Here is a 20414-nt window from a genome sequence, read left to right on the forward strand (position 1 = left end):
GAGCTTACCCTTTTTTTCATGTCTAAAATAACGGCCGAATATCGATGTAAACCTAGAAGTGGATTGTCTTTATCCGTGTAGTAATGCTCATTTTTTGCCCATTTAATAACGCTAGAGTTGACCGTTATATTCGTGTTTTTTTTGATTTTTTAACGATCTGGATCTATACATTGGTAGAGGTTTCTTAGATTTCATTAAATTTCAAGGATGGAATATGGCTTTATCAATCAAGGCGCGTTTGGTTCTAATGGGAACTCTGCTTTGTGTTATTCCAACGGTTATTGTTAGTTTGATACTGAGTGCAAATGCGTTGAATAAAGGAACCCTAGCTCTTCAGGAAGGAGTTAAGCAACAATTAATGGTTTCACGAGACTTGACTGCTCATGTGGTCGAGTCCTATTTCGACTTTATGGCGAATCAAGCCATTAGCCTATCCCATAACAACAGTACAATCTTGGCGGCGGAAGCATTTTCGGATGCATTTTCTCATTACGGTTTAGCAATCAGTGGGGCGGATAATGATAGGCTAGTGAATTATTACCGTAATCAATTTGATGAAAAGTTTCAAAAACTTAATGGTGGACGCTCGAGTGACCCAGACAGCACTCTAGAGAAGCTAAGTCCTGTAGCTAAAGCCATTCAAACAACTTACATCAGTAACAATTCTGCTCCTTTTGGCGAGAAAAACGTTTTAAATAGTGCTGGTGATAATTCGACATATGACAAAATACACCAAGAATTTCACCCGATGTTCCATGATTTTCAAAAACAATTTGGCTTTTATGACGTGTTTATTGCTGACGCTAAAACAGGCCACGTTATTTACAGTGTATTTAAGGAATTAGACTTTGGAACATCTTTAAAAACGGGCCCTTATCAGAATACTGGATTAGGCCAAGTGTTTAAAATGGCGGTCAGTAGTGGTAAGGATCGCGTAACTTATTTGACCGATTTTTCTGCCTATAAGCCTTCGTATAATGCGACGGCATCTTTCCTTTCAGCGCCTATTTTCAGTAATAAAGAAATGATTGGTGTATTGATTTTTAAAATGCCTATAGACCGCATTAATGCTGTTATAACTCACCAAAAGGGGTGGGAGTCTAGTGGTTTTGCCAAAACGAGTCAGACGTATGTGGTTGGTGATGACAAATTAATGCGCAGTAATGATCGTTTATTATTAGAGAATAAAGATGCTTTTTTAGCGCAAGTAAAAAGTAGCAATATAGCGGATGACCTTCTGCAAGAAATTACTCTTCACAATACGACTATTGGTCTTCTCAAGATAAGCAGTGAAGGAGTCAATGAGGCCATTGCAGGTAAGCAAGGTTTTGTTGTTGCGAATAACTATTTAGGTGAGCCTTCTTTAAGTGCGTTTAAGCCTCTGCAAATACCCAATATGAATTGGTCAATTATCAGTGAAGTGAGTCAGTCCGAAGCGTTTTCTTCGATTACAAAACTACAGGATACGATTTATGTAACCCTGATGATTACTTCTTTAATGACATTGGTGGTGGGGGCTTTGCTAGGTTGGCTTTTATCTAAAGTAATCGTTAAGCCAATCAATAAGATGGTGAAGTTAGTACATGGCATTGCTGAAGGAGAGGGGGATCTGACTCAACGACTCCCTGTAGAGGGCAAGGGTGAATTTTCAAAACTTGCTAAGGGGATTAACGTATTTATTGGCCATATAGATACTACTTTTTCGGTGATTTTAGCATCAGTAGTTCGACTAAAGCCGATCTCTGATGATATGGCTGAGGTGAATAGTAAACTCGCTTTAGCGACACAAGAGCAAAAAAAGCAGTCTGAAAAAGTGAATGTTTGTCTATCAGGCGCTAATGAATCGACGAAAAGAGTAGAGGCTGAATTGGGGCAGATTAGCGATGCAACAAGGCAAGGCAATGAAACGGTACATTCAAGCGGGCAAGTGGTCTTAAAAGTCGCAGACACGATGAAAGAGTTATCAGAAGAAATTACTCAAACGGTTGATGCAATATCAAAACTGAAAGGAGATACTGACCGAATTGTTGGCATTATAGATGTCATCAATAGCATTGCTGAACAAACCAACTTATTGGCTTTAAATGCCGCAATCGAAGCCGCTCGTGCAGGTGAAGCCGGACGAGGTTTTGCCGTGGTTGCTGACGAAGTACGTTCTTTAGCCTCAAAAACACGTCAGTCCACTGATGAGGTTGCTAGTATGGTTAGTGCCATTCAAAACGGAACGTTAGAAGTGGTGAGGCGCATGGAATACAGCAAATCCAATGCCGATCAATCTTCAGCTAATGTTGAAGATGCTACTCAGTCGTTGTCTCTAGTAAAAGAGGCAATGAAAACTATCTCTGATAAAGTTGAGAATATTTCAGAAGCTATCATTAGTCAAAAAACAAATGTTTTAGACGTCACTTGCCATTACGATGAGATGAGGCAGAGCTTCATACAAATTAATGAGCAGACAGAGTATTCAACCTTAGTTGGTCGTGATGTTATCAAACTGGCTGATCATATTATGGGACAGATCAACCGCTTCCAAGTGACAGACAAAAACTGGTCAACGAATCGTCGCAATATGGTCCGTAATAAGGATGAAAATATCTAGCTTCTTTGTAGTTATCGCTGAAATTTAGGGGCTTTTTTCACCATTACTTTTTTGAAACGATTAGTGTCGAGAGTAAAATGCATCCTCCACCTAGCATTTGAAGAGTGGTCAGAGACTCCCCCAACCAAATAAAAGCAAAGATAGCGCCGAAGGCGGGCTCTGAGCCTGTGAGCAGTGCCACGCGGGAAGGTGTCGTGTGCTTCACGCCATAATTCTGGGCGAACAGAGCAAAGATGGTACAGAAGATGACAAGGTAGAAGGTCAACAGCCAAAAGCGCCATTGTGTTGGTATGAGCTCGGCGATTGGGTTGTCTCCTACAAAAAACAGAACAAGTGCGCCAAGGGTCACCACGTTGGCTTGAATACTGGTGGTACTCAAGGGTGAAAGTTGTTTGCCATGTAATAACACCTTGGTAGTCACCACCATACAAGCCCGTAAAAAAGCCGCGAATAGAATCAAGTAATCGCCTGTATTTAAAGATAACCACCCCAGTTCTTTTTGGGTGAGTAAGAAAACACCCAACAAAGATAACAGAGCAAAGCCAATGATGTTTTTGCTTGGCCATTGTCTGGCGGTAATTGCTTCTACAAAGGGGGTCATCAAAATACATAGACTAATTAGAAAGGCTGCTTTTGAGGCGGTGGTGTGAAATACGCCATAGGTTTCGGCCATAAAAATACACAACAAGATAGCGCCTGTTGGTACGGCGTATTTCCAATCCCCCGCGATCCCTTTTCGAACTTCATTCCAATAAATAGGCAGCAATAGCAGCGAGGTGAACCCGAAGCGGATAATGATGAAAGCTAATACACTGGTGTAAACCAAGGCGTCTTTTGCTATGCCGTAACTGGTGCCCCAAAAAATAGCGGTCAACAGTAAAGACAATTCTGGGAGAGGGAGTCTACTAAAAGCGGTTGGGGTATTAAGCGTTTGTGTTTTCATGGTTTCTCGTTAAATGGCATGTTTAATGGGACAGCAGGGTAGAAAAATATGCTAACTTCTATTCTATAGAATAATAATGGCCCATTAATTCAAAAGACTTATGACTCATGGACACAAATAAACTCATCACCCTGCTGCCAGATATGGCGGCATTTGTTGCTGTAGTTGAAACGGGTAGCTTTACCAAAGCGGCGCAGATATTAGGGATTACGCCATCCGGTGTGAGCCGACAGGTGTCTCGTATGGAAAGTGCGCTATCGGCTGTGCTGATAGAGCGTACAACACGCAGGCAAACCACGACCTTGGTGGGCATGGCCGTATATGAGCAATGTCGTAATATGCTCGACAGCGCAAAAGAGGCGGTGCAGGCATCGGAAAGTAACGCGACAGAAGCCAAAGGTCGTTTGCGAATTGCCGCGCCAAAAGCCTTTGCCAAGCAAGTATTAGAGCCTTTTTTATTGGAATTCATGAACTCGTATCCGGAGATTTCATTGCAGGTGCAAGTGACGGATTTACGGATTGATCCGGCTTATCAAGATGTGGACTTGGTGTTTCATGTGGCAGATCAGCCTTATGAGCATTTAGTGTGTAAAACCCTAGGCTCTATACGTTCTGTACTTTGCGCTAGCCCGACTTATTTAGCGAAGCAGGGCACGCCTCATTCTCCTGAAGATTTGGTTGAGCATGATTGCTTACCCCTTGGTTTTTTTGATGGCGATAATGTTTGGTCTTTTCAGCAAGGGGCGCGAAAAATGGCCGTTACGGTAGGTGGGCGTTACATTAATAACCATTCGGAAATGCGTTTAAAAGGAGTGAAACAAGATTTAGGTATTGGGTTGTTTCCCGATTTTGTGGTGCGGGACTCGCTGAAAAGTGGTGAGGTGATTGAGGTGTTAACAGACTGGCAACTTAATAGCGACTTTCAAGGCGGTGTTCATATGCAGTTTCCCGCCATGCGTTTTATGCCTAATAAACTGCGCGTTTTTATCGACTTTATGGAAAGCCGATGGGCTTAGGGTACTAACAGCATAAGGTTATTAAGGGAGGTTAAACCTCCCTTAATAACGCATTTTTTATTGCTAGCTGGCTTGGTGGAGTTCCACTCTATTATAAGGCTGCCATGGTGAATTGACTGAATTTGGCTGCAATTGCATGTGCCACAGTTCATTATTGCCATTCAATGCCACCATGCTCTGTAGGGTGGTGTGATTGTTAAACAGCATCAAGTCTCCTTCTGTGACGTGATAACGAATACAGACTCTGGGGTCCATACAGATTTCTAGTAAGCGGGCTTCTAGTGTCTGACAGTCCGTATAAGCGGGTGAGGTTTCAATGCTGGTCTGATGGGCTGGCAAAGGTTCTAGCGCATGACCTTGATGACCGCTTTTCCACCAACGTAGGGTCTCTTGACGAGTCTGTGGACATTGAATGATTAGCGGATGGGTGTTACTTACCGTGCCGAGATGATTTTCTTCTAGTTCATACTTCAGACTTGTCTGGCGCAATTTTTCACGTTCTTGACCATCTATTATTAAACCTGCTAGTACGGAATCTATGACGACATTGCTGGCTTCAGGGTTCTGATTCGTGTCGTTACGATGGCTGTACAGGGCGAATTCATGGGGCGTGAAATCTTCATAAGCATATTTGCTTGGATGAATGCCCATATAAGTGGGTGGACAGACCAAGTTCCAGTCGATCGCTAAACTGGCGGTTGATTTTGCTGCGTTTGAGAGGGAAGCCGGCGGAGTGATTTTATTAAGCTGACCAAATTGCCAAGGAACGATAGCGCCACGACGGCTATACCAGGCCTCCATTTGTGCGGGTTCAGATAGGGCTTGAAACCCTCTTAAAGTGACGGTACCAAATTCTTTAACGAGTTGGTTTAAATCTTTCTGGTTTAGCAGCGTAATGGGTAATGTCGAGTCGCTGGACTCTAGAATCAAACCGAATTTTTCATTTTGTAATCTGGCGCGTATTTTTGTTAGCTGTGGTGCAAGTTCGGCGCTGGCCGTCAGTTTTATTAGACACCATGGTTGGTCTTCATAGCTTACAGGGATAACACCGTGTTTTTTCAGGTGCTGTTCATGAGCATCGACTAAGAAGTTGCCACTGTGGGCATCAAACATCATGGTGCTGTGCCAAGGGGTTTTGAACCTAGGTTCATCAAACAAATAGAGGGAATATTTTTTCCCTATCATTGGGTGTTCATGGATGCTCAAGCGAATACAGTCAGCAAACTTTTGCTGTAAGAAGTTATCTAACGCTTTGCCTTGTACCATCATGCCTTTGGCCATTTCGGCAAGGCGTTTACGACCTGCTTTATGGGAAAATTTGGCTAAGATATGTTGTTGATCTTGGGACATGAATTTCTTTAAACCCAGATAGGTATTATTCATTTTGTTGTTTCTGAGTTTGAGCTCTGAAAAATTCTGCTCGTAGTCTTTGTCACCAAATTTGTCTTTTAACGCGGTAAAGTATTCTGTATCACTGATGCCATCGAATTCCTCAAAATCTTCAAAGTTGACTATTTTCAGCGAATCACTGGCGTTCATTCGACCCACCATTTTCTTTAAGCCATCCGCATAATCATAGTGGTGGGCCAGGTCAACAGAAATGTAGTCGGAAAAGGTGTGGTAGTCAGAAAAAACATAGAAGGAGACACCGGGGTCATAGATGGCTTGAATGTCGCGAATGGTGCCGACAAACTTTCTAAGCACTAGGTATTCGCCAATGTCAGGATTATGCCCTAGTACTTTATTGAGGTTATTGGTTTTGCAAGGAAAGGCCGGCAGCAACAATTGAATTTTTTTTCTGTCATAAACAAAGTGACGTATTTTTTCTTTTAGTTTTACCAAGCCTTCAAAGCTGGCATCGGACTGGGCAATTAATTGGCTGAGTAGGATAAAAGATATTTTTTCTACCGCTTCTTCATATTGTATATTGTTCATAACTATTCCCTTAGTTTTGATAACACCATGTGGTTTGTTTTTCTTAAGCAACTTCTGTAACGGCTTTTTTATTTTTGAGAGATTTAGTAGAAGTCTCAATAGTCTCATTGCTCTCAAATGTCTCAATGAGTTCGTTTAAATAAGTTACTTCCGTTATGGATTTAATATAAGCGTCTGGTCGAACTAAAATGGCTTGGTTTATATATTCTATATTTTTCGCCCAATGGAATATTTGATTTTTATTTGAGTGGATTTGAATGACTTCGATGTGGTCAGGCACGCTGATTGTGATTTCATCGTCGGTGAAAACGAATAGGGTATATTTAGAATAGTTCAACAGAGAATACAGTCGAGTCTGTTTGTTTCCATCAAAAATTTCGCAGTCAAAGAGGCGGGAACCTTCTAGTCCAGACTCGCTATAGCGAATGCCCATTCCGGTAATATTACCGGCGCGCTTTTCGACGATTTTTAGGTAGTCTTGAGCATGGGTTCCGGTGGCTGAATACTTGGTTGAGCGTACCAATTCGCCGGAACTTTCAATCACACTTCGGGCAACGGGTTGTCGCTCGCTCTCATAACTTTGTAGTAGCGCTGGGGGAGCCTGATGCTGGATGACCATGTTGAGCTTCCAGATCAGATTGAAGGCATCGGCAAGGCCTGTGTTGAGGCCTTGTCCACCATTCACTGAGTGGATATGTGAGGCGTCACCAGCAAGAAAGACCTTATCTTCTACCAAGAATTGTTCGGCAACGGACTCTTTTACCGAGAATTGCGAAAACCAAACCACCTCTTTGAAGCTCAAGGTATGTGGTCGCATCGCACGATTAATTTTGGCGACGGCCTCTTCTTGGGTGAAATCTGTGGTGTCCATTCGGATGTAAAATCTGTCTATGTTGCCTTCCCTTGGGATCCACGCAACATCTGAGGTTTCCGCTTGGAAAACAATAATTTCCGGTACCTTGGGGAAGTCGGTTGCTAAGACACCATCGATGACCGCCCAAGTGATTTCTGGGCGAATAATGTTAAAAGGCACATTAAAGTGCTTACGAACAAAAGACTGTGAACCATCGGCACCGATTACAAAGCGCGACTGGATCGTTTCTCCATTGCTTAGCTTAGTTAGGCACCCAGCATCGTTTAATTGAATATCGTCCACCGAGGTGGCGCGTTGAACACCCGCTTGCATCGCTGTCAGTTTTTTGTCCAATAATTGTTCAATAAAGGATTGTCCTATCATCAAAAAGTGCTTGTGGAAGCATCCTTCAAGCTCTTCCCACCAAGAGGATTGTCGCGATAGGAATTTGCCATCGGCCCAAATAGAGCTGGTATTGCACGGTTTACCTAGGGGATAAAGCTCCTCAAATAAATCCGCCACCTCTAGTAATTGTAAGGTGCGGGCATTCAATGCATCCGCTCTACCGACTTGTAAGGGGCCGTCCGACTTATCAATAATCATGCTACTCAGGCCGCAACGCTTAGCGAGATAATGGCACATTAGTCCAACGGGACCGGCGCCTATGATGGCAATATCTGTGGTATGTGTATTCATTGATAAGACTCCAAACTAGGGTTATCGACAGGTGGGTTGCTTAATACTTGAACGCGGCGTAGGTGACGATGAGACTGGGTGATAAAGGCTTCTCGGCCATGCAGCAGAGAAAAATTGTCACAGATCACCACGTCTCCCGTTTGCCATTCATGGGCGTAAAAATTTTGTGGGTCATACAGAGCCTGACGTAAGCTGGCATGAAGCAATTCAACTTCTTCTGCTTCGATACCGGTAAAGTTAAGGTCTGGAGGGTTAACAAAGTCGCCTTTTTCTTCAATGTGTGGCTCGTTATAACGAATCACAAGATGTTCTCTTTGCGGGTGTTTGGTGATGATGGGAGACACGGTTTTACTGTTGTAAAACGACATTTTCCTGTGGTAATTACCGGTGGTTTTTTTCCAAAGTGAGACGTGTTCTTCTGGGGCATTTTTTAGGGCGAGCAGGGTGTTTGAAAAAGTGGTTCTTCCTCCTTGTCCTGCTTGAGGAGCTTTAACGCATTGAAATATTTGATATTCGGGGACTTGAGGTCGATACATGCCATCCCAGTGTAGTGGCATATAGCTGTTATCAAAAATGTGATCTTCGGGTTCATCTTGCTGAATCAGTTCGAGCACTTTGCCAAATGGCCAAAGGCTGACTTCGCCCCAGTTTTCACAATACTCAGCGAATTTATCAGCGCTATCGAAGGCATCGAATCCTCTTAATAAAATCAGATGTTCTTGATGAAAAAATTGTTTTAGCTCCTTTATATTGAGAGCCTCTATATTAGTATCACTTTTGGGAGTTATGAGTACGCCATAGGGTTTAAGATAGGTAATTTCACAATCCATACTACATTCCTTTATAGATAGACGTTAATTTTAATTGGTTTGATTTTTCATATGAAAGTAAGCGTTTATTTATCTCCTTTAAATATGCTTAATAATAATTTGTTGAAAATGAATGGATAAAATTAATTTTCAATTGGCCTTTGTTTTTTTTGTGATCATAATCAATTTTCTCTCATTGACTATCAATTATGTATTTAAATTCGGATGTCGACTAGAGAGTAAAAAAGGAACAGAGAGTTATTGATAAGGGAACAGTCATGTTAAATGAGTTTAAAAAAATCGCCATATTCAACAAGGTAGTTGAATGTGGCTCTTTTACTAAGGCAGGGCAGCTGCTGAGCTTACCGAAATCGAAAGTGAGTGAGCAGATTACCGCCCTGGAAACTATTCTAAATGTTCGGTTATTGCACCGCACAACGCGAAAGATCAATCTCACTACAGAGGGTTGCACCTTCTATCATTACAGTAATGGATTGAACAAGGTGGCAGAGGACGCCTTTCGTTCCGTGAATCACTTATCTTCAGAAGTGTCAGGCATCATTCGAATCAGTACTACCATCGACTTCGGCACTTTTATACTGAATCCGCTTATTGCTCGATTTTCCGCACAATACCCCAATGTGGTATTTGATGTTGACCTGAATGATGCGATTGAAAGTCCAGTGGAAGAAAATCTGGATTTGGTATTACGCATTGGCGAAATGAAGAATTCATCATTGGTGGGGCGTGTGTTAGCGCCTTTTATGTTGGGAATGTATGCCAGCCAAGGTTACTTGAATAAAACGCCCTTGATAACCACTCCAGAGGATATTCAACATCATAGTTGGATTTCTCTTTCTCGGACGAGTTTACCTAATGATGTTGTCACCTTGAGGGATCAACGGGGAGAAAAGCAGCAAATTAGAACCCATCCTAAGCATGTCTGTAATTCCCCATTGGGGGTGATGTCCATGGTAAGGGAAGGTATGGGCGTTGGACTGATCGCGAGTTTTTTGGCTGAAGAAATTAATGACCCGAGCTTAGTCCGATTGTTCCCCGATTTTTATATGCAAGGCTTAAGCGTCAATATTCTTTACCCAAGTCGAAAAAACATGCCGCCCAGAGTGCGTCTATTCATTGATTATCTGATTGAAACGATAAAGGCATAAAGGGAGGTGACGCATAATACAAGCCCTGTTGATGCAGATAGGCAACAGGGCTTGTACTTTAGCTAGTCAGTAAAAAGCGTTTGTAGCAGCTCAACCCCCGCCTCTTGGCCGCCTTGGTTGTAAGCATCCAATAGGGCAGAGCCCAAAATGGCGATGTCTGCTTTACCCATTAACTGCTCAATGTGCGAGCGTTCCCGCAAGCCAAATCCGACGCCCATAGGGGCACTGGCGTGTTGTTTGATTTGCGCGAGGTAATCGTCCAGCGGTGTTTTTTGGCTTTTCTCTTCGTGGCTGGAATGACCTGTCACCCCAGAACGTGCCACACAATATAAGAACCCGCTCGATTGTCCGGCCAGCATGGCAAGGCGGTCTTTCGGTGTAACGGGTGTCACCAACCAAATTGGGTCGATCTTATGGCTAGCGCAAGCCGCTTGATAGCTCGCCGCTTGTTCGATAGGCAAGTCAGGCAAGATTAAACCTTGGATATTCTCTTCCGCGGCGCGTTTGGCTAGCTTGTCTAAACCAAAGCGATACATGGGATTTAGGTAACTCATTAAAACAATGCGGCTGTCTGAGTAATCACGGGCCAGTTTGCCAATTTGCGATAAACAGGTGTCTACGTCTAAGTCTTGCTCCAAGGCTTTATGGCAAGCCGCCACAATGCTAGGGCCATCGGCAACAGGGTCGGAAAAAGGGAACTGCACTTCAATGAAATCCACCCCTTCTTTCATCAGGCGTGCCATCCAATCCAAACTCTCTTGTACCGTTGGGTAACCGTATACCACATGAGTCATGGATAGAATCGGCTTTTGCTGGCGTTTTTCTTTAATAAAAGCGGCTAACTGGCTCATGCTTTTTCTCCTGTATTGTTGCTTTTATCCGTAGCGGTCGTTGGGTAGGAGGCAAGGTAATCGGTTAAAAACTGCGGGAAGGTTTCATCTTCTACCGCTTTGGCCACGTTGAAAATATCCTTATCGCCACGGCCTGAAAGGTTAATCACAATGCGGGATGCCTTCGGTAAATTTGGTGCGTCTTTAAACGCACCGGCTAAGGCATGGGAAGATTCCAGTGCTGGAATAATGCCTTCTTTTTTCAGCAATAAAGTACAGGCGTTAATGACCTCATCGTCCATGGCATAAGTCATTTTGATTCGGCCCGTTTCGGCAAGATGCGCAATAATAGGCGATACGCCAACATAATCTAACCCAGCGGCTATGGAATGGGTTTCTTGTAATTGCCCCGCTTTGTCTTGCAAAAACATAGTGGCAAAACCTTGAGCAATACCTGGCTGACCGAGGTCATGGGACAGGCGAATCGAATGCTCCCCAAGCTCTAGCCCTTTACCGCCAGCTTCGACACCGACCATTTCCACCTCTTTGTCATCAAGGAAAGGCAAGAACAAACCACAAGCGTTAGAGCCACCACCGACACAGGCATACAAACGATCAGGGAATTGACCGAACTGCGCCACACTTTGCTCGCGTACTTCATCGCCAATCACCGATTGGAAAAACGCCACCATTTCAGGGAAAGGCGCACAACCACAGGACGTGCCGATTAGGTAATGGCTTTCCTCATGGCTGGAAGACCAGTCACGCAAGGCTTCATCTAAAGCATCCCGTAGGGTTTGTGCCCCCGTGGTAACCGGCACAACCGTCGCACCTAACTGCTTCATCCAAAATACATTCGGGTATTGGCGTTCTATGTCTTTCGCGCCCATATAAATCGTACATTCAAGACCCAAACGCGCCGCCACAAGAGCCGTGGCAATACCATGTTGGCCAGCGCCCGTTTCGGCAATCACCCGTTTTTTGCCCATGCGTTTCACCAATAAACCTTGGCCAATCACATTGTTCATCTTGTGGGCACCACTGTGGTTTAAATCTTCACGCTTTAGGTAAATCTGCGCACCGCCAAAATGTTCGGTCAAGTTTTCGCAATAGGTCAGAGGCGTCGGGCGGCCAGAAAACTGCTGCCATTGCTTGTGTAATTCAGCGAGAAAGGCTGGGTCGTTCTTGGCTTCTTCAAACGCATTGAGAATTTGTTGTTGGCTTGAATAAAGGATTTCAGGAATGTAACTACCACCGTATTGTCCGTAGAAACCGTTCTCGCTTTTCATTGTGTTTTCCTTATTAAATTAACTATACCGTTTAGTTAATTTAATCGGGTTTTAAAGTGTCGTCAAGTTTTTCTTTTCTGTTTTGTTGGTCTGTTTAATCAAGTTCCATTGAAACGCTTTGAGCCATGAGTTTTATTCCGCCCCGCTGGGCGTGGACTTAGTTCCTTTCCCTATCCTGTAGGTTGGGCTTTAGCCCAACAACCCCAAACTAAATCCAAGTACAGCAACTTCTATTCAAATGCTTTGAGCCATGAGTTTTATTCCGCTCTGCTGAGCGGGGGCATTTATTGATTCAACTTCCATTCAAATGCTTTGAGCCATGAGTTTTATTCCGCCCCGCTGGGCGTGTAACTTTTTGCTAGCGCCCAAAAAGTAACCAAAAATTCGCTTTAGACATTTAATGCGTTGTTTCGTCATAAGCGCATGATTGTTCCTCTACGCTCGTTGTTACGTAAAGTATTGATCAATTCTTCTGGTGTTTTAGGTTCGGTTTTACTGTGTTACGTGAGGTGATCATGGTCGTTCAATCAGGATTGAATCGAAAATTTTTTGTCTGGGTCGAGAGTTGGTAAGAACTTGAGATACTAAAGGCCATGTATAGACCGACTACATCGTTTACATAACTGCTTGTTAGCAAAGAAAAAACACAAATATAAAGTGGTTATTTTAATCGTCTAATAGTATCGTCAAAACCAGTCAGGGAAGGGCGTGTTTTTAGATGGAGTTTTCTCTTGAATGACCTCACCGAATACCTTCCTTGAAATATCTAAATTAACGCGGCTCATTTTGGATGCTATTGAAATTGTCTAAATACGCATGCGTACTATTAAAAATGTTAGGCAAAAGGACCAGCATGCCCCAACCAATATTAAACGATGATTCCCCTCTACTTTGCTCTAATTGCTTTGAGGATGAAGGGTTAAGAATAGATGCAAATAAAATTGGTCATGAACTGTCAGAAGAATGTCCTAATTGTAAAAGCACCGATGGTAAAAAACTCACACAAAAGCTGATCAAAGGATTGGCGTGGAGATTTTTTGTAAGCGGAACAACAATCCGATGTGAATATGGAGCCGCGCCAGTAATTCAGTGTAATGAACATCACTACGGGAAAAGTGATATTCGTCCATCGTCTTGGTTAGAAGCGGATATAAAGTTGATTGAGGGCGCAGCCAAAATTGGGTTCTTTCACTACGGGCCGCGTCTATGGATGATAGGTGAAGTTGAGCCGCTTAAAGATCTCCAGAATGAAAGCAGTCGAGGGGGAATTATTGAACAGGTGTTGCAAGAATATCCTGAAAGGTCAATTGCCAGCGGTACTAAGTTTTACCGCCTGAGGGTTAATCCGAATAATCCTGCTGATCCAATGCAATATGATAGCCCTCCACTTGAATTTTCAGGTAATGGTCGTTTGGATTCTTCTGAACTTTCCGTTATGTATGGTTCGCAAGATATTGATGTTTGTATTCATGAATGTCGAGCATCTACAGATGATGAAATTTATGTAGCAACTTTTAAAACTGAGAAAGAGCTTCGTTTTTTAGATTTAACACAAATTTTAGAGGAAGATAATACAGAGTTTGAAAGCTTAGATATGGCTATACATATGTTATTTCTTGCTAAGTCACATTCGTATGAAATTTCTCGGGCTTTAGCCAAGGCAGCAAAACTCGCTGGTTATGATGGAGTTATTTACCCTTCATTTTTCAGCCTTATTAGAACTGGCGGTCATCCTTTTGAAACTAGTTATGGTCTTTCTTTACGACGATTTCACCCTGAACGCGAAAAATACGCAGATGCTTACACAATTAGAAACTTTGCATTGTTTGGGCACCCGCTGAAAACTAAATTAGTAAAAACAGAGTCCATCAATAGGCTTATAATTACCCAAGTTGGTTATCAAGGGCATTTTGGGCCAGTAGAGTATTAACCATGTTAAAACTTACGGTGAGAAATGCCTAACAGGCGATCAAATCACTCTTGAGGGAATATGACAAAGAGAATAAAACAGCATCAGTTAGAAGATTTGTCCAGATATAAGTTTGCTCTGTCTATACCACAAAAATGGGTTTTTCGAGACAAAGATAAAGATTATGGGATTGATGGTGAAGTTGAAATCTTTAATTCCGACGAAAAGGCTACAGGTTTAGTATTTTGGGTTCAATTAAAAGCGACTAGCTTAGACCAGACTAGGGCTATAAGAGGGTTCGACCTAAGCCTAGAAACTATAAAATATTATAAGCGACTAGAAATACCTGTATTGATTGCTAGGTATTCTGAGCATGAAGATACGTTTTACGTTAAGTGGGCTGGCGAAATCGATACCTTTTATGCCAAAGACGATGCCAAAACAATGAGGGTAAGCTTTTCTGAAGCTGATATTCTCGATGAAGAAAAAGCAGATGAACTAAATAAATACCTAACGAAACTTAGAGCAGTTAAATCAGGCTTTATTAAGCTTCCCATCGATGTGCAAATCTCTTTTGAAAGTAAATCTATATGCGGTGTGGCTTCGAGCATTCTTATCTCAAAAATCAGATCGAAAATAAATAAATTCAGTAGCGTTCTGCGATTGGTATACGATGACAATTCTCTTTCTGCTGACGTTTTTATCGATGAAAATACACTTAAAGTAGGCTTTCTAGATATTGCAGGCTGTACATTTCATAGTGTTGATTTGATGGATCCTTCCAAGCTAGCTGAAGATCTGCTAAAGGATATTTCTCTGGCACTTTCCTTGTCTCTATCACAACTAGGTTATAGTGACTTAGCAGCCAGAATAGTTTTTTCTCACGATTTACAACATAGATTGAAGGTTAAGCATGAGATTTTTGAGCGCCTTTTACCCTGTCTGTTGAAATCAAACTTTTTTAAGGAATCGCTCGAAATAGTTAGTGATGTTTGTGATGAGGCTGAAAATAACTTTCTAGAAATGATTACTAATTCAACATTGCTATTTATAAGAAATACGGTAGATAAAGTAAAACAGGAAGCTACTGAAACATTCCTAAAGAAAACTATCGAAAGGTATAAGGAAAAATCTCCGAGCCTGTATGGGATATCGCAGTATAACTTGGGAAATTTTTATAGGAGTACAGATAGGTGTAACCAAGCTGCAAGGTGCCTACTAATAGCGAGGAGATATGAGCCTAAGTACTACAATCAAGGCTATTTTTACAGGGAACTAGCTGGCTCTCTGTTCGAAATTGGTAAATTCACTTTTTCATCAAAACTTTATAAAAAAACCTTAGAAATTGATAGCAGCGAAGATGTTCTACCTTTGTATGCTGACTCATTGATGTTTTCTGGTAAATATCAAGAGGCACACAAAACATTTAAAAATTACTTAAACAAGACAAAGAGCCAACATGCAGGATGGCACTTAAAATCGATTTGTTTAGCTTCTATAATTGAGGAGCACGATATTAAATCTCAATATAGAAATATCAAGAAAGCCGTTGAATTGGCTGATATAAGTTATCTAAGCCCAGATAAAGCAGAGAAGCAATTGGAAGAAGCTTTGGAGAAAGACCTTCTCTGTGCCCTAGCCTGGTTTAATCTTGCACATATTAAGAATAGTTCAGGTCAAATTCATGATGCGGCATTTTGTTATACTATGTGCGCTTTAGTACAGACATGGGATATAGAAGCTTGGGTAAAAGCAACTGCATGTAGCTTTAATAATGTCGTTCCTATAGAAATCTTTGCTCTCTTAGTTCGTACAGGTTATTTTTTCAATGGTGAACGATATATTGAAGTTTTGTATGAAGTTATAGAGGGAAGCCTTGGGGAAGAAGCTTTATCTCAAATAGCGCATGTTATTGATCAACTACTATTGGATGATAGAAAATCAAAAAATAATATTCCTGAACTTCGAATACAAAATGAAGAAGGGAAATTCGAAAATGTTCTCGTTAACGAAAATGACTCAAAGGGTCAAGGTCGTTGATTTCATATTTTCCGTCTTTACCTTAGAAAAATACAAGAGACTTTGGCCTTTGGTTTCATCACTTTCGGTATTTTACCCTCAGCGAAAAACATTCGACGCAATCCTGATTGCGCGACCTTATGGTGTTTCCGAGTCATTCGATTACTGATTTATTTACCTCTAAAAAACCACATCAACACCTTACGTAAAAAATCGTTGTGCTAAAAATCATGCTAAACAAAGACAATGAGACGTTTTGGGCTGAAAGTCCGATAAAAGACCTTTTGGTTACTTTTGTGTCGTTTGACAAAAGTTACACGCCTAGCAGGGCGGAATAAAACTCATGGCTCAAAGCATTTGAATGGAACTTGAACAAGCTAATAGACTTGAACCCACGCCCAGCGGGGCGGAATAAAAGCTGACGAATACAAAGCGTTTGAATGGAAACCAGAGAATAAATAGCGTGACTCTATGTCTGTGTGTTTTAGGCATCGGTAGGTTGGTGGTTCTTCTTTTCAATGTCTGATTTGAACTTGCATTAATAAACGCAATTATTTAAGGTAGGCAGCGCGTTAAGGGCTTCTACAACAATTACTTAACGAGTTTCGTTTTTTACAACAGGATTAAGATTTTGAAAAATTCACTGCAAGCTATCCATCATCACCACCATAAAGCTTAACCTTTCAGGTTTAGGCTGGAAGGTTTTATTACCTTCCAGTGGCGCAGAATTTTTCTCAACCCTCGGAAGGTAACTTTCGGGGGTTTTTCATTTGAAGGCCCCGTGTAATGTTTCAATGGCAATGTTGCCAATGACAATTTGAATAAAAATGGGGTAAAACATGAGTGACAACAATAGACTTCGCATTGCGGTACAAAAATCCGGTCGCCTTAGTGACGACAGTATTGCTTTGTTAAAAGCCATAGGCATTAAATTACAAATTCGGGATCGTTTATTGATCGCTCATTCTACGAATCAGCCCATTGATCTTTTATTAGTGCGTGATGATGATATTCCCGGTTTGGTGATGGATGGTGTGGTGGATCTTGGTTTTATTGGTGAGAACGAGTTAGAAGAAAAAATGCTGGAGCGTCAAGCTGCCAATAAAGCGTCTGGGTATAAGGCGTTGCGCCGTTTAGATTACGGTGGTTGTCGTTTGTCTATTGCGGTTCCTAATGAGTTTGATTACCAAGGCGTGCAGTCGTTAGTCGGGAAAAAGGTCGCTACCACGTATCCATTTTTATTGGAGCGCTTTTTTAAACAAAATAATGTGTCGGCTCAGGCGGTGATGTTAACAGGGTCGGTTGAAGTCGCGCCACGAGCGGGTGTGGCTGATGCGATTTGTGATTTGGTATCGACGGGGGCGACGTTGGAAGCCAATGGTTTGCAGGAAGAAGAGGTTATCTTTCGCTCAAAAGCGGTTTTTATTCAGCGTTCAGAAGCGCTGCCAGCGGCCAAGCAAGCCTTGATTGATACATTGTTACCGCGCATTGACGGGGTGATTCAGGCGAAGGAAAGTAAGTACATTATGTTGCATGCGCCAAAGGCGTATTTAGATCAAGTGAAAGCCCTGTTACCGGGGTCAGAAACACCGACCGTATTGCCATTATCTGGCGATGAAGACACAGTAGCGATTCATGTGGTGAGCCCTGAAAATCTATTTTGGGAAACCATGGAAAAACTGAAAGCATTAGGTTGTCGTTCAATATTGGTCATGCCGATTGAAAAAATGATGGTTTAGGAGGCCTTGCATGGCAGTCACTACGTATTATTTAGAGATGAAGTCGTCGGATGAGTTAATCGAGAAAACAGAGTCCCGTGGGCTGGTGGTGCAGGAAGCGAAAATAGATGAATTTAGGTTTAATCGTTTTCTTTATCAGTTGATAGGTGAGCAATGGGATTGGACAGATAAGTTGTCTCTTTCTGATGAAGAGTGGAAAGCTTATGTCGAGAGTCCTAATGTTCGTACTTGGGTCGCTTATTACGATGGCGCTGTTGCTGGGTATTTTGAGCTAAATGCTAAGGAATCGGGTGACACTGAAATCGCTTACTTTGGTTTGGCACCTAACTTTATTGGTAAAGGCTTCGGTGGTTATTTATTGTCCCAAGCGATTTCAAATGCATGGGACATTTCCAGTACGAAAAGAGTGTGGGTGCATACTTGTTCTTTGGATCATGCTTCGGCCTTATCTAATTATCAGGCAAGAGGTCTGAAAATGTATAAAGAAGAAACAGAATAAAAATAAATAAGTTAAAGGTTCTGGAATCAATAAACGGGTGTTCAAACATTCGATTTTAGAGGCTTATTCAACAGACGATATTTCTAAATAAAATTACTGAAAGGCAACTATATCTATTTGATATAAAATAGATTTTTATTATTGAACGATTTCAGTCGATCCAAATAATTGTACGTCTGCTTTTGGTGATAAAGCTGTTTTCAAAGTAAAGAGCATTTTCTGCCTACTATTTGGTAAAGACCACTCATAGGAAATAGTATTTGTTAGAACATTTAAAGCAGAGAGTGTTTTGTGACTACTAACTTGCTTAGACATAAATGGTTGTGGTGCTGTACTTACAAGACGAATGAACTGCTTTTTTGCATATTCTGTATCGGCTTTTTGCATAGACAATGAACAGAATTTTTTATGATTGGGCAGTGCTACAACAGATATGACTTGCTCGTCTAGAAGTTTCCATGCATCTCCATCATGCCCTGAAAGAAACTTCCTAGCCACTTTGGGTGGTAGCTTAGCTGTATTCGCTGTTAAGGATTCACGAAGTGATTCAAGATTGGTTACGTAGCTTAAACAAAAAGCAGTATAATATTTAATAAATATACTCGCTTTATGCTCTTCGTCAGTAGAAGCAATGACAGGCTCAAAGGTTAAGCTACATAAAAAGAAAAAAATAACCTGTTTAACTATAATTCGTCTTCTCAATATAACAATCTCTATGATGTAATGTCTTAAAATATATTTCTTATTTATGATATATCATTACCACCCTTAAATGTAAGAATAAAGGACATTAATACATTGTATAGCATGAAATTAATAGGGGTGTTGGCGTTAGCGTTGATAGCGTCAGCCTGCTCGACTACTCCAAAACCTATAAAGTACTTCGATGTGCAAAATAAACGCTTTTTTATAGCCTCTGTTGATGTGAATTTACTCCAAAAGTGTGACTCCAACCCAGATGGGTTTGCAGATCATAAAGCTCTTGCAAAAAAGTTTAAGGAAAAGTTACAAAAAGTGTTGTGGGATAAAAAAATCTTAGCTTTTTTTCCAAAAGATGCTGTTACTTTAAAGTTGAAAATTCAATATAGGCGAAATTTTATGGGAGAGATGTTTGGTATTTGTAAGACCTATGGCTCTTCAACACTTCAATATTCAGGCACAATGATAGAAAACGGGCATCATGTAGCTTCAGACGAAACGAAGGAAATTATTACTCTTTTTAATGCTTCTGAGTTTTTAAAGCAGGTGAGTGGTGCCTCGGTAGGGTCTAAAAATTTAGTACTGGAAGATCATGTGATAAACGATATGTCTTTGAATATTGTTAAATGGCTTTATCTTTTTCAAGATAAAAGTACAGAGCCTTCTAAGTAAATAAAAGGGATCTGATCCGTTTAAATACAAGCCTAGAGGGCATTATGGCAAGAGGAAGACCCAGTAAGAAAGCACATATCGTCGAGGTGGCGTGTGAGCTTTTTACCAAGCAGGGCTATCAAAGTACCAGTATTGATCAAGTGGTGGTTGCTGCTGTTGTATCTAAGCCGACGGTGTACAGTAATTTTCCGACGAAACTAGTGCTATGGGAAACCGTGCTGTCGTCTTTAACCGACAGGGCGAAGGAGGAGATGGACGCGGTTTTATTGAAACAAAAGGCCGCAACACAGCCTAATCTTATTACCGGTTGGATAGCCCTTTGGTCTGCTTGGGTAGGCAAGCAAGAACGCCTTGCAGTGTATCGCATTCTGTTAGGTGAACAGCATAAAATGGTGATGTCGACGACTGAACTATTTGACCAGTTTGAAGCGGTTTTAGAGTCCGCTTTATTGGAATGGTTAACAGCGTTTGATGTTTCGGCTATGCATTTGTTTGCATTGAAAGCGGTTAGCAAAGAAGCCATGCTAACCCCTGCGTTGTTGAATCAACCGCTGATGAAAAGAGATGAGCTAGAGCGCCAGCTCGAGTGGGTCGCTTTGGCTGAGGCTCATTTACCAAGGCTCTAAAGGGGTCAGATCCCTTAAAGAGTTATACATTCGTTAATTTACCCACCTAGGTTCTTGTTTAAGGGATCTGACCCTGAGGGATCCCCACGAATTTCACGTCAAAATACTCGAT

Annotated in this window: 16 protein-coding genes and 1 other annotated feature; of the genes, 9 read left to right on the plus strand and 7 right to left on the minus strand. The window is 41.7% G+C overall.

Features of this window, described 5'->3' with window-relative positions; genetic code table 11:
• Positions 1-214: 214 nt before the first annotated feature.
• A complete protein-coding gene (locus tag I8J31_RS19330) occupies positions 215-2599 on the plus strand; it encodes a methyl-accepting chemotaxis protein (protein ID WP_199470225.1) in 2385 nt (794 codons plus the stop codon).
• A gap of 43 nt (positions 2600-2642) precedes the next feature.
• Here the strand turns inward: I8J31_RS19330 and I8J31_RS19335 are convergent, their stop codons facing one another.
• Positions 2643-3542, minus strand: a complete 900-nt coding sequence (locus tag I8J31_RS19335) for a DMT family transporter (RefSeq protein ID WP_199470226.1) — start codon at positions 3540-3542, stop codon at positions 2643-2645.
• A 107-nt stretch (positions 3543-3649) separates the two neighbouring features.
• Here I8J31_RS19335 and I8J31_RS19340 point away from each other — a divergent pair, with 107 nt between their 5' ends.
• Complete coding sequence (locus I8J31_RS19340; protein WP_199470227.1) at positions 3650-4558, plus strand: LysR family transcriptional regulator; 909 nt, start codon at positions 3650-3652, stop codon at positions 4556-4558.
• Between the two features lie 63 nt (positions 4559-4621).
• Here the strand turns inward: I8J31_RS19340 and I8J31_RS19345 are convergent, their stop codons facing one another.
• The 3 genes from I8J31_RS19345 to I8J31_RS19355 are packed head-to-tail and all read right to left on the minus strand — an operon-like array spanning position 4622 to position 8872.
• The gene (locus I8J31_RS19345) at positions 4622-6493 is read right to left on the minus strand and encodes an L-tyrosine/L-tryptophan isonitrile synthase family protein (protein ID WP_199470228.1); all 1872 of its coding nucleotides are present in this window, start codon (positions 6491-6493) and stop codon (positions 4622-4624) included.
• Between the two features lie 43 nt (positions 6494-6536).
• On the minus strand, positions 6537-8042 hold the full coding sequence (locus tag I8J31_RS19350; RefSeq protein ID WP_199470229.1) for an FAD-binding protein: 1506 nt from the start codon (positions 8040-8042) through the stop codon (positions 6537-6539).
• The gene (locus I8J31_RS19355; RefSeq protein ID WP_199470230.1) at positions 8039-8872 is read right to left on the minus strand and encodes a TauD/TfdA dioxygenase family protein; all 834 of its coding nucleotides are present in this window, start codon (positions 8870-8872) and stop codon (positions 8039-8041) included. The genes I8J31_RS19350 and I8J31_RS19355 overlap by 4 nt, the downstream gene beginning before the upstream one ends.
• 257 nt (positions 8873-9129) lie before the next feature.
• On the opposite strand from I8J31_RS19355, the gene I8J31_RS19360 reads away from it, so the two are divergent.
• On the plus strand, positions 9130-10020 hold the full coding sequence (locus I8J31_RS19360; RefSeq protein ID WP_199470231.1) for a LysR family transcriptional regulator: 891 nt from the start codon (positions 9130-9132) through the stop codon (positions 10018-10020).
• Positions 10021-10082: 62 nt separating this feature from the next.
• On the opposite strand, the gene trpA is transcribed toward I8J31_RS19360, so the two are convergent.
• Together trpA and trpB are read right to left on the minus strand one after the other, a co-directional pair.
• Positions 10083-10871 (minus strand): tryptophan synthase subunit alpha, encoded by a 789-nt coding sequence (gene trpA / locus I8J31_RS19365; RefSeq protein WP_199470232.1) that lies wholly within the window; start codon positions 10869-10871, stop codon positions 10083-10085.
• Positions 10868-12139 (minus strand): tryptophan synthase subunit beta, encoded by a 1272-nt coding sequence (trpB, locus tag I8J31_RS19370; RefSeq protein ID WP_199470233.1) that lies wholly within the window; start codon positions 12137-12139, stop codon positions 10868-10870. The genes trpA and trpB overlap by 4 nt, the downstream gene beginning before the upstream one ends.
• A gap of 853 nt (positions 12140-12992) precedes the next feature.
• Between trpB and I8J31_RS19375 the strand changes: the two genes are divergently transcribed.
• The 4 genes from I8J31_RS19375 (at position 12993) to I8J31_RS19390 (ending at position 18305) form a co-directional block, all read left to right on the plus strand.
• Positions 12993-14069, plus strand: a complete 1077-nt coding sequence (locus tag I8J31_RS19375) for an RES family NAD+ phosphorylase (protein WP_199470234.1) — start codon at positions 12993-12995, stop codon at positions 14067-14069.
• Between the two features lie 60 nt (positions 14070-14129).
• Positions 14130-16088, plus strand: a complete 1959-nt coding sequence (locus tag I8J31_RS19380) for a DUF4365 domain-containing protein (RefSeq protein ID WP_199470235.1) — start codon at positions 14130-14132, stop codon at positions 16086-16088.
• 633 nt (positions 16089-16721) lie between these two features.
• Positions 16722-16834: a sequence feature (His leader region), on the plus strand.
• A gap of 72 nt (positions 16835-16906) precedes the next feature.
• Entirely contained in the window at positions 16907-17806 is a 900-nt protein-coding gene (gene hisG / locus I8J31_RS19385; protein ID WP_199470236.1) for an ATP phosphoribosyltransferase, read from the plus strand.
• Positions 17807-17816: 10 nt separating this feature from the next.
• Entirely contained in the window at positions 17817-18305 is a 489-nt protein-coding gene (locus I8J31_RS19390; RefSeq protein WP_199470237.1) for a GNAT family N-acetyltransferase, read from the plus strand.
• A 138-nt stretch (positions 18306-18443) separates the two neighbouring features.
• Here I8J31_RS19390 and I8J31_RS19395 read toward each other — a convergent pair whose 3' ends face one another.
• Positions 18444-19007: an NMCC_0638 family (lipo)protein gene (locus tag I8J31_RS19395; protein ID WP_199470238.1), complete on the minus strand. Its 564-nt coding sequence runs from the start codon at positions 19005-19007 to the stop codon at positions 18444-18446.
• A 96-nt stretch (positions 19008-19103) separates the two neighbouring features.
• Between I8J31_RS19395 and I8J31_RS19400 the strand changes: the two genes are divergently transcribed.
• Together I8J31_RS19400 and I8J31_RS19405 are read left to right on the plus strand one after the other, a co-directional pair.
• Entirely contained in the window at positions 19104-19676 is a 573-nt protein-coding gene (locus tag I8J31_RS19400; RefSeq protein ID WP_199470239.1) for a hypothetical protein, read from the plus strand.
• A gap of 44 nt (positions 19677-19720) precedes the next feature.
• On the plus strand, positions 19721-20302 hold the full coding sequence (locus tag I8J31_RS19405) for a TetR/AcrR family transcriptional regulator (protein ID WP_199470240.1): 582 nt from the start codon (positions 19721-19723) through the stop codon (positions 20300-20302).
• Positions 20303-20414 lie beyond the last annotated feature (112 nt).

This window comes from Marinomonas transparens (assembly GCF_016463975.1).
Taxonomy (GTDB): Bacteria; Pseudomonadota; Gammaproteobacteria; order Pseudomonadales; family Marinomonadaceae; genus Marinomonas; species Marinomonas transparens.

Excerpts from the sequence above, each read along its gene's own strand:
- I8J31_RS19330 (WP_199470225.1), top strand. The coding sequence starts at position 215 with ATGGCTTTATCAATCAAGGCGCGTTTGGTTCTAATGGGAACTCTGCTT.
- I8J31_RS19335 (WP_199470226.1), bottom strand. The coding sequence starts at position 3,542 with ATGAAAACACAAACGCTTAATACCCCAACCGCTTTTAGTAGACTCCCT.
- I8J31_RS19340 (WP_199470227.1), top strand. The coding sequence starts at position 3,650 with ATGGACACAAATAAACTCATCACCCTGCTGCCAGATATGGCGGCATTT.
- I8J31_RS19345 (WP_199470228.1), bottom strand. The coding sequence starts at position 6,493 with ATGAACAATATACAATATGAAGAAGCGGTAGAAAAAATATCTTTTATC.
- I8J31_RS19350 (WP_199470229.1), bottom strand. The coding sequence starts at position 8,042 with ATGAATACACATACCACAGATATTGCCATCATAGGCGCCGGTCCCGTT.
- I8J31_RS19355 (WP_199470230.1), bottom strand. The coding sequence starts at position 8,872 with ATGGATTGTGAAATTACCTATCTTAAACCCTATGGCGTACTCATAACT.
- I8J31_RS19360 (WP_199470231.1), top strand. The coding sequence starts at position 9,130 with ATGTTAAATGAGTTTAAAAAAATCGCCATATTCAACAAGGTAGTTGAA.
- trpA (WP_199470232.1), bottom strand. The coding sequence starts at position 10,871 with ATGAGCCAGTTAGCCGCTTTTATTAAAGAAAAACGCCAGCAAAAGCCG.
- trpB (WP_199470233.1), bottom strand. The coding sequence starts at position 12,139 with ATGAAAAGCGAGAACGGTTTCTACGGACAATACGGTGGTAGTTACATT.
- I8J31_RS19375 (WP_199470234.1), top strand. The coding sequence starts at position 12,993 with ATGCCCCAACCAATATTAAACGATGATTCCCCTCTACTTTGCTCTAAT.
- I8J31_RS19380 (WP_199470235.1), top strand. The coding sequence starts at position 14,130 with ATGACAAAGAGAATAAAACAGCATCAGTTAGAAGATTTGTCCAGATAT.
- hisG (WP_199470236.1), top strand. The coding sequence starts at position 16,907 with ATGAGTGACAACAATAGACTTCGCATTGCGGTACAAAAATCCGGTCGC.
- I8J31_RS19390 (WP_199470237.1), top strand. The coding sequence starts at position 17,817 with ATGGCAGTCACTACGTATTATTTAGAGATGAAGTCGTCGGATGAGTTA.
- I8J31_RS19405 (WP_199470240.1), top strand. The coding sequence starts at position 19,721 with ATGGCAAGAGGAAGACCCAGTAAGAAAGCACATATCGTCGAGGTGGCG.